The organism is Arthrobacter sp. B0316-1-20 (assembly GCF_059091865.1).
In genome coordinates this window covers 248217-262230 of the sequence record NZ_JBNHHC010000006.1, presented here as the reverse complement: position 1 = coordinate 262230, position 14014 = coordinate 248217, and the positions used below count along the sequence as shown (strand labels likewise).

General features: G+C 70.5%; 12 protein-coding genes. 4 read left to right on the top strand and 8 right to left on the bottom strand.

Features of this window, described 5'->3' with window-relative positions; all coding sequences use genetic code 11:
* Positions 1 to 59: 59 nt before the first annotated feature.
* The 4 genes from AC5RW2_RS12580 to ssd are packed head-to-tail and all read right to left on the bottom strand — an operon-like array spanning position 60 to position 3704.
* Positions 60 to 626, bottom strand: a complete 567-nt coding sequence (locus AC5RW2_RS12580; protein ID WP_494074017.1) for a type II secretion system F family protein — start codon at positions 624 to 626, stop codon at positions 60 to 62.
* Complete coding sequence (locus AC5RW2_RS12575) at positions 623 to 1429, bottom strand: hypothetical protein (protein WP_494074016.1); 807 nt, start codon at positions 1427 to 1429, stop codon at positions 623 to 625. Before AC5RW2_RS12575 ends, AC5RW2_RS12580 begins: the two co-directional genes overlap by 4 nt.
* Positions 1426 to 2589 (bottom strand): TadA family conjugal transfer-associated ATPase, encoded by a 1164-nt coding sequence (locus AC5RW2_RS12570; RefSeq protein WP_494074015.1) that lies wholly within the window; start codon positions 2587 to 2589, stop codon positions 1426 to 1428. The genes AC5RW2_RS12575 and AC5RW2_RS12570 overlap by 4 nt, the downstream gene beginning before the upstream one ends.
* Positions 2586 to 3704, bottom strand: a complete 1119-nt coding sequence (gene ssd / locus AC5RW2_RS12565) for a septum site-determining protein Ssd (RefSeq protein ID WP_494074014.1) — start codon at positions 3702 to 3704, stop codon at positions 2586 to 2588. The genes AC5RW2_RS12570 and ssd overlap by 4 nt, the downstream gene beginning before the upstream one ends.
* A 116-nt stretch (positions 3705 to 3820) precedes the next feature.
* Here ssd and AC5RW2_RS12560 point away from each other — a divergent pair, with 116 nt between their 5' ends.
* On the top strand, positions 3821 to 5521 hold the full coding sequence (locus tag AC5RW2_RS12560) for a bifunctional 3'-5' exonuclease/DNA polymerase (RefSeq protein ID WP_494074071.1): 1701 nt from the start codon (positions 3821 to 3823) through the stop codon (positions 5519 to 5521).
* 126 nt (positions 5522 to 5647) lie between these two features.
* On the opposite strand, the gene AC5RW2_RS12555 is transcribed toward AC5RW2_RS12560, so the two are convergent.
* Genes AC5RW2_RS12555 through AC5RW2_RS12545 form a run of 3 tightly spaced genes read right to left on the bottom strand, consistent with a single transcriptional unit; the run spans position 5648 to position 8803 of the window.
* Positions 5648 to 6352: an NUDIX hydrolase gene (locus AC5RW2_RS12555; RefSeq protein WP_494074013.1), complete on the bottom strand. Its 705-nt coding sequence runs from the start codon at positions 6350 to 6352 to the stop codon at positions 5648 to 5650.
* A gap of 2 nt (positions 6353 to 6354) precedes the next feature.
* Positions 6355 to 7176 carry an endonuclease III gene (gene nth, locus AC5RW2_RS12550; protein WP_494049464.1) on the bottom strand — a complete coding sequence of 274 codons (822 nt, stop codon included), beginning with the start codon at positions 7174 to 7176 and terminating at the stop codon, positions 6355 to 6357.
* Positions 7163 to 8803 (bottom strand): hypothetical protein, encoded by a 1641-nt coding sequence (locus AC5RW2_RS12545; RefSeq protein ID WP_494049463.1) that lies wholly within the window; start codon positions 8801 to 8803, stop codon positions 7163 to 7165. Before AC5RW2_RS12545 ends, nth begins: the two co-directional genes overlap by 14 nt.
* A gap of 325 nt (positions 8804 to 9128) precedes the next feature.
* Here AC5RW2_RS12545 and acs point away from each other — a divergent pair, with 325 nt between their 5' ends.
* The 3 genes from acs to AC5RW2_RS12530 all read left to right on the top strand — a co-directional run bounded on the left by acs (position 9129) and on the right by AC5RW2_RS12530 (position 12821).
* Positions 9129 to 11108 carry an acetate--CoA ligase gene (acs, locus tag AC5RW2_RS12540; protein ID WP_494049462.1) on the top strand — a complete coding sequence of 660 codons (1980 nt, stop codon included), beginning with the start codon at positions 9129 to 9131 and terminating at the stop codon, positions 11106 to 11108.
* A gap of 131 nt (positions 11109 to 11239) precedes the next feature.
* Positions 11240 to 11692 (top strand): type II 3-dehydroquinate dehydratase, encoded by a 453-nt coding sequence (aroQ, locus tag AC5RW2_RS12535; RefSeq protein WP_494012851.1) that lies wholly within the window; start codon positions 11240 to 11242, stop codon positions 11690 to 11692.
* Between the two features lie 19 nt (positions 11693 to 11711).
* Positions 11712 to 12821 carry a DUF2332 domain-containing protein gene (locus tag AC5RW2_RS12530; RefSeq protein WP_494049461.1) on the top strand — a complete coding sequence of 370 codons (1110 nt, stop codon included), beginning with the start codon at positions 11712 to 11714 and terminating at the stop codon, positions 12819 to 12821.
* Here AC5RW2_RS12530 and AC5RW2_RS12525 read toward each other — a convergent pair.
* Complete coding sequence (locus tag AC5RW2_RS12525; protein ID WP_494001302.1) at positions 12818 to 14002, bottom strand: MarP family serine protease; 1185 nt, start codon at positions 14000 to 14002, stop codon at positions 12818 to 12820. The genes AC5RW2_RS12530 and AC5RW2_RS12525 overlap by 4 nt on opposite strands.
* Positions 14003 to 14014 lie beyond the last annotated feature (12 nt).

Below are 14014 nucleotides of genomic sequence, written 5' to 3'. Positions count from 1 at the left end.
CACCGCCGGCTTGGTCCCGGTGCACACTCCGGGATGGAGCCTGCGCTGTGGAGGAGTGCTTACAGCTTGGGCACGAGGGCGACGAGCACCGGCACGACGCCCAGCGCAATGAAGGCCGGAAGGGCGCACAGCCCCAGCGGAAGTACAAGCCGGGTGCCGAGCGCGGCCGCACGCTGCTGGTCTTCCTGATGTCCGCGCCGGCGCAGCTGGTCGGCTTGGGCAAAGAGCACCGCCGCCGAGGGCGCACCCGTTGCGGCACCGAAGCGCAGGGAGTCACGCAACACGTGCAGTCCGGAACCGCTCTCTGCGAGCGCCCAGGCCTCCTGCCATTCCACGCCGAGCAACAACGCCGAGGCGACCTGGTCCAAAGCCGTCTTCGTCGTTCCCTGGCTGGTGGCAGCGAGGGCAGCAACGGCGTGAGGCAAGGGAAGTCCCGCTGCCAGCATCGCGCCCAACAAGTCCAGGTGCAGGGCCGGATCGTCGGGCGCTTCGTCCCTGCCGCCACCTTTCCGGGTTCCGCCTGAAACCAGCGGCAGCTTCGCGGGGATGCGGCGGGCGCCGACCAGTCCCGGATACAGCAGCCAGGCAGCAGCAAAGAGCAGTACACCGGTCAGCACCGGAATCACAGGCCCTCCCTTCCGGCAGCATGGCGCACGAGCTGCCGGGACCAGAAGCGCGCGCCGACCATGAGCGCCGCCCCGGTGACCAGGACCGGCCACCCCGTCGGTGACAGCAGCAGCGTGGCGACGGGGTCGGCATCCATCGCGGCGCCGAGCCCAAGTCCCAGCAGCGGCAGCCACCCGAGCAGGGCCGCGGTGGCCTTGGGTCCCGCCAGCGCGATTCTGCGCGCAGCCCTGGCATCAAGCCGATGCTGCAGGTGTCGCGCATAATTCTCCAGCAGCAGTGACAGTGGTGCCCCGGTCCTCTCGGAAACCTCCCAGCAGGAAGCCAGATCATGCCACATCCGTTGCACGGCGGCGGCCTCGGGTCGTACCCGCCGGCCGTCGCCCGGCCCCTGCCTCCGCAGAACCGGTCCTATTCCCAGCCCCAAATCCGCGGCCTGTGCTGCCGCCTCAAGGGTCGGGAGCAACAGCCCCACTTCCCGCGCTGCCGCACCCGACGCCGGCCCCGTTCCATCCCGCCGTCTTGAGCCGGGCGCGGACCGGTCTGGCAGTCCCGTTGCGGCGTAGAACGAGAGCATGTCCGGCCAGAGCTGGGCCGGCGTGCGCCCGGAACTCAACAGCGCGGCCAGCTGCCGCACGAAGAGGGGCAGCAGGTCCAATTCGGCGCCGGCGGACCGGCGCCGCGTCCCGCTGCCGGCCAGGGTACGTTTTGGGCCGCGGCGCACCTCCGCCGACCGGAATCCGCGACCCGCCACCAGCAACAGGCAGGCTGCCGCACTCAACAGGAATACCGCGAGGCCGGTCACGGGAACAGCCGTTCGCTGAGTGCGTCTGATCCGGTCGAGTGCCTGATGCCGGCTCCGTCAGCGGCCAGCGCCGGAATGGTCTGCAAGCCACCCGAGGGATCGCGCTGCAGCAGGCAGATCTCCTGCACGCAGCGCCCTTCCCCGGTCCGGTGCATCGAGATCACCAGGTCCAGTGCGCTCGCGGCCTGAAGTACGACCGCTTCGGCGCTCATCCCGGCGAGCGCGCCCATGGCCGCCAGCCTGGCCGGGACCGCCGCGGCGGAGTTTGCGTGGATGGTGCCGCCGGCTCCGGCGTGGCCGGTGTTCATCGCCGCAAGGAACTCGCGGACCTCGGCGCCCCGGCACTCTCCGACCACCAGCCGGTCAGGCCGCATCCGCAGGGCCTGCCGAACCAGTTCCGCCATGCCGATCGACCCGGTGCCCTCGACGTTGCTGGTCCGGCTCTGCAGGCCCACCACATGCGGATGATCCGGGTCCAGTTCGGCGGCATCCTCGACCAAGACCATCCGTTCCTGCGGGCCGGCGATCCCCAACATCGCCGAAAGCAAGGTCGTCTTGCCTGACCCGGTGGCTCCGCAGATCAGGAAGTTCAGGCGCTGCCGGACGACGGCTTCGAGATAGGGCCGCCACTGCGGCGCGGCGATGAGCAGTTCCGCGAGCGTGAAGCGGCGCGGACGATGGAGCCGGATCGAGAGCAGCGTCCCGCCGGTTGAAACCGGTGGCAGCACGGCATGAACCCGGTATCCCGCAAGGCGCACATCCGCGCACGGGTTCCCGTCGTCGAGCCTGCGCCCGCCGGCTGCGACCAGACGTACGGCCAGCGCCCGGACCTCGGCGTCGCCGGCGAAAGCGACGGGGGCACGGAGCAGACCGCCGTCGCCGTCGGTCCAGACGTCCTGCGGGCCATTTACCAGGATGTCCGTGGCTCCCGCGTCCGCCAGCGGTTGCAGCGGCCCCAGCCCGCGCAAGTCTGCGGCCAGTGAGTCCACCGCCTGCAACGTACCGGCCGTACCCAGCAAACGGCCGCTCGACTGAACGGCTGCTGCCAGGCGGGCTCCCGTCACCGGCGATGGATCGGAGAGCACCGCGCGGCGGAAGGGCTCCAATCCGATGGCGGAGACCGCTGCCGGGGCAGCCCGCCTGCGTCCCGCCCCGTTCATGACCCGCTGCCCTGCCCCGGTGCGGGGTTGAGGCGCGCCAGCAGGCCGGCACACAACGCGCGGATCCGCCTGTTCGAGGCCAGATCCAGCAGGCGCCCTCCCCGCTGTGCCGCCGGGACCGCGCGCAGGTGCGGCACATAGCCGGCCAACGCCACCCCCAGCTCGTCGGCGATCAGCTGTTCGTCGGCTCCGGCCGGCAACGGTCCCCGCACCACCAAGTGCAGGTTCGTTCCGGCTTCGGCCGCTGCCGCCGCGGCCGCCGCGGCCCGCAGGGAGCGGCTGTCCGTCCGGGCCAGCAGCACAGTGTCGTTAGCCGGAGGCCCGGTCTGGGGCGGTCTTCTCAGCCGTCCGGCGTCGACAACCACCAAGCCAAAAGCACCTGCCGCGGCCGCCATGATCTCCGCCGCCACCTCGTCCTGCGGGGCGCCGTGCAGGGCGGGGTCCCCTGTCCCCGGCCAAGACAGCAGGGAGAATCCGCCGGTCGCCGGCAAGGACGCCGCCAATTGGACCGGGTTCACCGTTCCCTGCACCGCCGCCAGATCCGGCCAGGCTAGGCCCGGGACGTCGGCGGCACCCAGGGCCGCCGAGAGCCCTCCGCCGAGCGGGTCGTCGTCCACCAAGACCGTGGCCGTTCCCGAGCGGGCAGCCTCCGCGGCCAGCCAGGCGGCCAGGGCAGAGGCCCCTACTCCACCGCTGGCCCCGTGCACGGCAACCACCTTCCCGGCCGTTTCACGCCGCCAGGTCCGGCTCAGGTATTCCGCCAGCCACACCGCGCCCTCGGGCAGCACCGCCACCCGCCCGGCCCCCGTGGAGGCCGCCAGGTCCCAGAGGGCCGGTGCCTCGTCGATGAATCCGACCACGATGATGTCCCCGTTGGTCCGCTGCACCCGGTGATGCCCGTCGGTGCCCAGCAGCATCGGGGCGGCCCCACGAGCGGCATCCGGGGCCCCCTGCAATCCGTCGGGGCGTCCGTCGGGGCGAAGTGCCAGCCCGGCCGCGGCGGCGATCCTGGCCACTTCATCCCGCAGCCGGTCGGTGCCGCCGACGAGGACGACGTCCGTCGCTTCCGCTGGTTTCCAGCGGGACCGCTCGGCGGCGGTGTGGTGTCCTGGCATGCCCCGATCTTCGCTGAACTCCCGGCCCGCGCCCGCCACGCCAACTCCGGATGTGGGCCGCAAAGGACGGCTTGAGGTGTGTGGAGGACCGGTCGGTGCAGAATTGAGGTGTGTACATGGTCCTGGCCTCCGCCGCGCGGAACATTTCCGTGCCGGAGGGCACAGAACCCGTCGCTTACCTGCAGCGCACCAACGCGCATGGCACCCCCACCGGGCCGCCCGTCGTCGTGCCCCAGGGACGACTCGCCTCGACGGTCCGAAGCCTGGACGGCGAGGGACCCCGCTGGGTCTTCGAAGCCACGCGCGCCGCGTATCAGCCGCTGCTGGCCGCCGGCACCCGCGTGGACCGCAGCCACGATCTCACGCTCGCCCGCAACATCCTGGCGCTGTCGGTCCACGCCCCGGACACCGGGTATGTCCGCGCGCTGCGGGAGGCGCCGGCCGCGCATCAGGACGAAGAGCTGCCCCGTCAGCTGCCGCCTCCGCAGCAGTCCCCGGACCAGTTCACCCTCTTTGACGAACCACAGCCCGGCGGCACCGAGCTGGAGGACCTCGTGGCCGAGCTGCAGGACCAGTTGGCTGCCGTGGCCGCGTCCGTCCACCGCGGCCGGCTGCAGCTGCTGCTGGCGGCCGAATCGGCAGGCGCCCTGATCGCCACCGAGATGGAGCACGCCGGCGTGCCGTGGCGCGAGGACGTGCACCTGGGCATCCTTGAGGACCAACTGGGGGCACGCCCGCGGGAAGGCCAGCGGCCGGACAAGCTGGAGGAGCTCGCCGTCAGGCTCGGACAGGAGCTGGCCAATCCCACGTTCAACCCCGACTCCCAGCAGCAGCTCATCCGCGCCCTGCACCGGGCCGGTATCGAGGTCAAAACCACCAGCTCCTGGGAATTGAAGCAGCACACCCATCCGGCAATCGAGCCGCTGCTGCAATACCGCAAGCTCGCCCGCCTGTTCACTGCCAATGGCTGGGCCTGGCTGGACGCCTGGGTCCGGGACGGCCGCTTCCGGCCCGAGTACGTGGTGGGCGGCGTGGTCACCGGGCGATGGGCCTCGCGCGGCGGCGGGGCCCTGCAGATACCCGGCCAAATCCGGGACGCCGTCCGCCCTGATCCCGGCCACAAGCTCATCGTCGCGGACGCAGCGCAGCTGGAACCCCGGGTGCTGGCGGTGCTGGCGCAGGACGAGGCCCTGGCAGCGGCCGGCCGCGGCAAGGATCTCTACCAGGGCATTGCCGACGCCGGATTCGGTGGCGACCGTGCCAAGGCGAAGATCGCGATGCTCGGGGCCATGTACGGTGCGACCACCGGCGAGTCCGGCCGGCTGATGCCCCAGCTCACCCGGACGTATCCGCAGGCCATCGCGGTGGTCGAGCGCGCGGCCCGGGCCGGCGAGGCGGGGCAGGTGGTCAGCAGCTACCTGGGCCGCAGCTGCCCTCCGCCGTCGGAACGCTGGCTGGCCTCCCAACGCACATCCACGGCCGAAGAGCAGCGACGGGCCGATACCCTCGCGCGCAGCCGCGGCCGCTTCACCCGCAACTTCGTGGTGCAGTCCACGGCCGCTGAATGGGCGCTGTGCTGGCTGGCGGAATTACGACGGCGGCTGCGCGCCTGCGCGGCGGAAGGAACCTTCGTGGGGGAAATGGTGTTCTTCCTTCACGACGAGGTCATGCTGCACGTCCGCGAGGACCGTGCCCAACTGGCCTGCCGGCTGGTGGAGGAATCCGCGGCTGCCGCCACCCGCCTGGTCTTCGGCGCCATCCCTGTGGCCTTCCCGGTCAGTGTGGCGGTGGTCGATTCCTACGCCGACGCCAAGTAAGGCAGCGTGCCTCCCCCAGCTGGCCACCGGACCATGACCGTCAGCCCGGCCGGAGGGCCCAGACGGGAACCAGCCGTCAGGCGGCCGCAGGGCGCAAGCTGCCGGCCAGGGCGGGCGGGGCAGCCGTCAGCCAGCCGCAGGGCGCGGGGCGATCGGTGCCGGGATCACGCGCGACCTGTCCCAGTCCAACGACCATCCCAGGTCGTCAAACAGGTGACTGAGCAGTATGGCGGTGAAGCCCCAGACCACCACTCCGTGGACCAGGAACGCGGGGCTGCGGAAAACCTGGCCGCCGCGGCGGAGCACCGACATCCGCCGGTTGGCAGGATCCAGCAGGTCGGCGACCGGCACACGGAAGACCTGCGCCGACTCGGCAAAGTCGACCACGTCGACCGGCGAGGGAGCGGCCCACCAGGCCAAGACCGGCGTCACCAAAAAGTTGCTGACCGACAGCGGGATGTCCGGCAGGACTCCCAGGACTTCGACGCCGGCCGCGTCCAGGCCTGTTTCCTCGACCGCTTCGCGGACCGCCGCGGCGGCGGGTCCGTCGTCGTCGGGGTCGATGCGGCCGCCCGGAAACGCCACCTGCCCGGGATGCGAGGAGAGGCCCGCGGCGCGTTCCACGAAGAGCAGGTCAAGATCATCCGGGACGGCCGAATCGTGGAAGTGGGCAGGTGCGTCGTCCAGGGCGCCGAAGAGCAGGAGCACCGCGGCCGGGCGCGCCGTCCCCTGGTCAAGCGCGACGTCGTACCAGCGCTCCCGTTCGCGGACGGAGAGCCGCTGGTCCATCGGCAGCTCCACCAGCCGCTGCAGGTCCTGCTTGGCGCTCATCGTCAGGCTCCCAGCGGAAAGCCCGCTGCGCGAAGCTCCCGCCTCGTCTCCCCGGCCATCATCCGCGCCAGCAGTTCTTCGCGTCCCGGCGCAAGTTCGTACTTCAGCAGTTTCCGCGCCTTGTCCGGGTCCACCTCTCCCTCGCCGTAGGACGGGCACCATTGGGCGACGGGACAGGCGCCGCACGCCGGCTTCCGGGCGTGGCACACCCGGCGGCCGTGAAAAACAACACGGTGCGAGAGCATGGTCCAGTCCTTGGGCTCGAACAGCTCCGCAACATCAAATTCCACCTTGACCGCGTCGGTCGACTCGCTCCACCCGAAGCGGCGGGACAACCTGAGGAAATGCGTGTCCACGGTGATCCCCGGGATCCCAAACGCATTGCCCAGCACCACATTCGCCGTCTTTCGGCCGACGCCGGCGAGCTTGACCAGGTCGTCCAGGTTTCCCGGGACCTCGCCGTCGAATTCGTCGACGATCTGGTTGGCCATCTTCAGCAGGCTCTGGGCCTTGGCCCGGAAAAAGCCCGTGGGCTTGATCAGCTCCTGCAGTTCGGCCTCATCGGCTGCTGCGAGGGCGCGGGCGTCCGGGTAGCGCTGGAAGAGCACCGGAGTGGTCATGTTGACCCGAACGTCGGTGGTCTGCGCGGAGAGGATGGTCGCCACGAGCAGTTCGAAGGGGTTGGAGAAATCCAGTTCCGCCACCGCATACGGGTAGTGTTCGGCGAGCTCCTTGTTGATCCGCCGGGCGCGGCGTTTGCGCGCCAGCAGGGACTCCTCGGTCTTGCGCCGGCGGGTGGCCGGCGCCCGATCAGGCACGCTCAATGTTCGTCAGGTCCCTCAACACGCCCACCCGGCCGTCCGTGTGCTGCACCAGGAATTCGTCGCCGCGGTCCTGCAGCGCCAGGATCCACGACCCGGGCTCCACCGTGAACATGGCCTGGCCGGTGTTCTCGTCCAGCACCGGGCGGGTGCGCCCGACGGCGAACCAAAAGGCCTCGTATTCCCCTTCTGCTTCCTCGTCCTCGTAGTGTTCCCTGGTGGCGCTGATGGGAGCAGAAGCCGAGGCAGCGTCGGCGACGGCGCGAGCGGTGACCTTCTCCCCGACCGACGGCATGGCCGTGGTGGCTGCCGTCGTCGTCTGGTCGGCGGGTGTGGCGGCACTGGCTCCGGCCCCGGTCGGCTTGGCGGCTGCACCGCCGACGGCCGCACCGGCGGCCGGTTCGGCGGCTGCACCACCGACCGGCCCGCCGGCGGGAACGGCCGACTCGTCCTGCCGTTCGGCTGCGCCATGCTCGCCTGTGCCGCCGGCAAGATCCGCGGTTCCGGTGCGGCCCGTTGTGGCAGGCTCCCGGGATTGCCGGCCGCCGGCGGACGCGGCAGACCCGCCCACCACCGTTCCGGCGGAGTAGCCGACGTCCGTGGCCACGCCGCTCGCCGAGGACGCGGCGGCGCGCGCCGTTGCGGATCCGCTCGCATCGGCGGTCACGGGGATGCCGACGGCCTCACCGTCTGCCGCCCCCGGCGACAGGGAATCTTCCGGTTCAAGGTCCTCGGCCCGCTGCGTGCTGATCGGGCTGGCGTCGGTGTCCCGTCCCGACGCGATCGTCGCGGTGCCGGTGCCGGTTCCGTGTTCCGGCGAGTTCATGGCGTGGGCGGCCGCGGCGGCGCCTGCCACTCCGGCCGCTCCCTTACCCGAGGGTGCAGCGAACTGCCCGGTGGAAGGTTGTTGCGCTCCGGCGTAGTGTGCGGCGGACGGAGCAGGTGCTGCGGAACCGGCGGGGACCCCTGCGCCGCGCGCTTCCGCCGCATCGTCAATCCGGACGGCACCTGCCCTGGCCGTTCCCTGGCGGGCGGCTCCGCTGTGGCCGGCCGGTTGTCCGACCCCCGTCTGGTTCGCGCCGGGCTGGTTCGCGCCGGGCTGCCCGGTGGCGGGCTTGGGTTGCTTCGGCCGGGGTGCAGCCGGAACAGCGTCGCGCGCCACGGGGTGGGCGACGGCCTCGGGACGGCCGGCGAAATCGACGGCAAGCTGCGGAATCCAGCGCGCGCAAACGGTTCCCGCAAAGAGCACCACCGCGCCGATGAATCCGATGACTCCGCTAACGCTGAAGACGGTAACGATCGTCAGGAAGTAGAACGCCAGCGCCAGCGAAGCGACCACCGAGGCGAATTGGTCGACCGACAAAGAGCCCACCCGCAGCGGCGTCTGCGGGGCCAGCCGCCGCACGACAAACAGGACCAAGACCACCGCCGGAAGCAGGATACCCAGCCCCAGTTGGAACAGGCCGCCCGAATTCCATAGGTTCACGCCGATGCCCTGGAGAACTTGCAGGGGCATCACCGACGAGAGGAAAAGCAGGACGATGCCGGCGCCCACCACCATGTCTCGCACGGTGAACGGGCCGGCCACCGCAGTTCCTGCCGTGCCGTGGGTCTGGGAGCTCTGGGACATCTTCGATCCTCCGGTCGTTTACGGTTGCAGCGCGGGCCGGGCCCGCCGTGGGTCGTTGCGGGTTGCACCGCGGGCTTGGACCGCCGCGCAACCTTCTGGCGCTGGTCTCAGCGTAGTCAAGGAACCCACCCTTCACTAGCCGGATTCCCGCGGGCGACGGCGCCACCGGGTGCCGTTCACCGCAGATTCACCTCCATTTACATCGTGCAGTGTGACGCTCAACACCGCCGGCGGCGCACAAAGGATTAGGCTGGCAAGCAGCAGGTGCGCCCGGCTGACAAGCCGGGGGCACGCCAATGACCCAGCACGACGAAGGGGCCCTCACATGTCTGAAGCCAACGGAACGCAGTCGACCGCCGCCACCGGCGACGCCCTGGAAAACCTGCTCCACGAGAAGCGTAGATTTGCGCCCAGCGCTGAATTCGCCGCCGCAGCCGTAGCCAAACAGGACGTTTACGCAGACGCAGAGGCGGACCGCCCGGCTTTTTGGGCCAAGCAGGCCCGCGAGGTCCTCTCGTGGGACACGGACTTCAGCCAAGCGCTGGACTGGTCGGACGCCCCGTTTGCCAAGTGGTTCGTCGGCGGCGAGCTGAACGCGGCCTACAACGCGCTGGACCGGCATGTGGAGAACGGGCTGGGCGACCGGGTGGCGATCTACTTCGAAGGCGAGCCCGGCGACACCCGCACGTACACCTACGCCCAGTTGACCGAGGAGGTAAAGAAGGCCGCCAACGCCTTCGAATCCCTGGGCGTAACCAAGGGCGACCGGGTCGCCGTCTACCTGCCGATGATCCCGGAAGCCGTGATCACCATGCTGGCCTGCGCCCGGATCGGTGCCGTGCACTCGGTGGTGTTCGGCGGCTTCTCCGCCGACGCGCTGCGCTCCCGCGTCGACGACGCCGAAGCGAAGCTGGTGGTCACCGCCGACGGCACCTGGCGCCGCGGCAAGCCGTCGCCGCTGAAGCCCGCCGTGGACGAGGCCCTCTCCGCCCCCGGCCACACGGTGACCAACGTGGTGGTGGTCAAGCGCAACGGCGAACCCGTCGACTGGCAGCAGGGCCGCGATGTGTGGTGGGCGGACACGGTGGAGGCCGCGTCGGCGGAGCACACGCCCGTGCCGCACGACGCCGAGCACCCGCTGTTCATCCTCTACACCTCCGGCACGACCGGGAAACCCAAGGGCATCCTCCACACCACCGGCGGCTACCTGACGCAGTGCGCCTACACCCACAAGGTGGTGTTCGACCTGAAGCCGGAGACGGACGTGTTCTGGTGCACCGCGGACATCGGCTGGGTCACGGGCCACTCCTACGTCACCTACGCTCCGCTGATCAACGGCGCCACCCAGGTGATGTACGAGGGCACCCCCGATTCCCCGCACCAGGGCCGTTGGTGGGAGATCGTGGAAAAGTACAAGGTCTCCATCCTCTACACCGCCCCGACGGCGATCCGCACCATGATGAAGTGGGGCGAGGAGATCCCGGCCAAGTACGACCTGTCCTCCATCCGCGTGCTCGGTTCGGTCGGCGAACCCATCAACCCGGAGGCCTGGATGTGGTACCGCCGGGTCATCGGCGGCGATAAGGCACCGATCGTGGACACTTGGTGGCAGACCGAAACCGGTGCGCACATGATCGCCCCGCTGCCCGGAATCACCGCCGCCAAGCCCGGTTCCGCGCAGGTGGCGATCCCCGGCATCGCCGTCGACGTCGTGGACGAACTTGGCGACTCCGTCCCGGACGGCCACGGCGGCTACCTGGTGATCCGCGAGCCGTGGCCGGCCATGCTGCGCGGCATCTGGGGCGACCCGGAACGGTTCAAGGAAACCTACTGGTCCCGCTTCGAGAACATGTACTTCGCCGGCGACGGCGCCAAGAAGGACGAGGAGGGCGACATCTGGCTGCTTGGCCGGGTCGACGACGTCATGAACGTCTCCGGCCACCGCCTCTCCACCACCGAAATCGAGTCGGCGCTGGTCTCCCACCCCGCGGTCGCCGAGGCCGCCGTCGTCGGCGCCAAGGACGAAACAACCGGCGAAGCCGTCGTGGCGTTCGTCATCCTGCGAGGCGGGGCGGCGGAAGACCCGGACATCGTCGCCACCCTGCGCGCCCACGTCGGCAAGGAAATCGGGCCCATCGCCAAGCCGCGCACCATCCTGGTGGTGCCGGAACTGCCCAAGACCCGCTCCGGCAAGATCATGCGCCGCCTGCTCAAGGACGTGGCCGAAGGACGCGAGGTCGGCGACGCCACCACCCTAGCCGACAACACCGTCATGCAGCAGATCGCGACCTCGCTGAAGGCCTGACGGCCGACAGCCGGCTGAATGCCGGGTCCTCCGCCCCTGGGGCGGGAGGGCCCGGCATCACACCGCGAGGCCAGGACGCCCCGCTGGAACAGGTCAGTTCCCCCGAGACGCGATTGAGGCATAGTAAAAGCATGACTGCAGATATCCCCGGCACCCGCCGCGTCCTAATCCTCAACGGCCCCAACCTGAACCTGCTGGGCACGCGCGAGCCGGACGTCTACGGCACCGCCACGCTGGCCGACGTCGAGCGGCTCGCCACCGACGCCGCGGCCGCCCGCGGCTGGACCGCCGAGTGCGTACAGTCCAATCATGAAGGGGAGCTGATCGACGCGGTCCACGCCGCCCGCGGCACGGCCGATGCGATCGTCATCAATCCCGGCGGCTACAGCCACACGTCCGTGGCACTGCGCGACGCCCTCTCCGGCGTAGCCCTCCCGGTGGTCGAAGTGCACATCAGCAACATCCACCGGCGTGAAGAGTTCCGCCACCACTCCTACATCTCCGGCATCGCGGACGCCGTCATCGCCGGCGCGGGCATTACCGGCTACCGGCTGGCGGTCGAATACCTCGCCGAGGCCCTGTAGCGGAACGGCCGCGGCGACGATGGATGGACAGCGAGGGGACACCGCCGGCTGGTACCGGAACTTCGGCGTGCACGAGGCCGCAGGCCAGTCCCCGGTGTACGTCGAATGGGCCCTGGGCATCAGCGACGATCCCGAGGTCCTGGCGCTGATCGACGCCCTGCCCGCGTCGAAGCGCCAGCCCAACCTGATCCTGGCGGCCTCCCGCTCCCTTGGCGCCGGCGCGACGGAGTACGCGGGCTTCCGCGACTTCCTGCTGTCGCGGTGGGACGCGGTCCGGGAGGTGGCACTGGCGCGCACCACGCAGACGAATGAACCCGGCCGCTGCGCCGTTTTCCTGCCGTCCCTGGCGGCCATCGCCGCCTCCGAAGCCAAGCCGCTGGCGCTGATCGAGGTGGGCGCCTCGGCGGGGCTGTTGCTCTATCCCGACCTGTACCGCTACCAGTACGACGGCGGTGCGGTCCTCGCGCCGCGGTCCTCGCCTGCCACCCGGGCCGGGGCGGAAACGGCGCCCTCCGGGGCTGCGGCGGAATCGGCGTCCGCGGGGGCCGGGGCGGAAGCCGCGCCCGCCGGCGGTGAAGCTCAGCCGCCGCTGCTGGAATGCTCCACCTCCGGCCGGCCGCCGCTGCCCGAAGTCCGCTGGCGCGCCGGAATCGACCTGAATCCGCTGGACCTTAACGATGCCGACGACGTCGCCTGGCTCGAGGCCCTGATCTGGCCGGGGCAGGAGTTCCGCATCCGTCGGCTGCACCAGGCCATCGAGGTTGCCCGCCGCACACCGGCCCGGCTGGTGGCCGGCGACCTGACCGAGCAGCTGCCGGCACTGGTGGCCCAGGCGCCCGGGGATGCCGCCGTCGTCGTCTTCCATTCGGCAGTGCTGGCCTACCTGCCCGAGCCGGACCGTCGGCGGTTCCGCACCCTGGTGGAGGGGCTCATCCGTGAGCGGGGCGTGCACTGGCTCGCGCACGAAGGTCCCGGCGTGATGCCGCTGCCGGATGGTGACTCCGGCATTCCCGGCCTGGACGACCGGACCCGCCGGGGCCGCTTCCTGCTCTCGCACAACGGGCGCCCGGTGGCGGTCAGCGGCCCGCACGGCCAGTTTCTGGACTGGCTACCGCAGGAGAGCCGCTAGCGGGTCACGCATTGACCGGCGGAGATCGTCTCCTGATAGCCGAGGGCTGCGTCGACGACCGGCTGGACCTCCGCCAGGGTCAGGGCGTAGCCCACCGGCACGTCCTCCGTGGACTTGGCGAAGACCACGCCGGCCACGTTTCCGTCCGCATCAAGCAGAGGTCCGCCGGAATTGCCCTGCTGCACGTTCGCCGCCAGGGTGTAGACCTCGAGCGACGACGGGTCCGCACCGTAAATGTTCTGCACCAGCACCTGCGAACGGCCCTGCACGGTGGCCGGCTTGCTCTGGAAGGGACCGCCGGCCGGGTAGCCCTGGAACGCCGCCAGGTCGCCTTCGGACAGTTCGCCCGCCAGCGGCAGCGGCCGCACGTCCAACCCATCCACGGCCAAAACGGCCAGGTCGCGCACCGGGTCGAAGAACACGACCCGTCCGGGCAGCACCCGGCCGTCGGGGATCTCCACCACCGGTTCGTTGACGCCGGCCACTACGTGGGCGTTGGTCAGCACGCGGTCCGGGGCCACCGCAAAGCCGGACCCGGTCTGGTTCTGCCCGCATTGGAAGGCCGTCCCCGCGATCCGCAGCACGGAGGCCGCCGCCTCGTTCAGGGCCGCGGTATCGGTGCTGGCATCGGGAACCGGCGCCGACTCCTGCGGCACCTGCGGGTCGAGGACCAGCGGGATGCCGTCCGCAACAACGATCGAGCGCACCTGCGCCGCCCACGCCTTCACCGGATCCGGGGTGAGGTTTTCGATCGACGCGATCACCTTGGACGCGGCTATCTGCTGCGAGATGAACGGCACGCCCATGGTGCCCAGGCTGAACGCCAGCATGGAGATCACCAGCGCGGTCACGGCGAGATTCATCAAGCCGCCCAGCAGCCGGTCCAGCGGCCGCAGCGGCGGGAAGTCCATCCGACGCCGGATGGCCGCGCCGATACCCGTTCCCAGGGCGTGTCCGAGCACCACGAGCAACATGGCCACGGCAATGGCTGCGGTCAGCCGCCAGGCGCTGTCGGGGACCCATTCACTGACCAGGGGGATGGCGAAGAAAGCTGCCACCGCTCCCAGGGCGATGCCGGCGATGCCGCCGAGGGTGAGCAGGAACCCCTTGCGCAGACCTGAGACCAGGTACGCCAAGAGGATCAGCAGCAGGACAACGTCCAGGATGGTCAGGCCGAAAATCACTCATTCTCC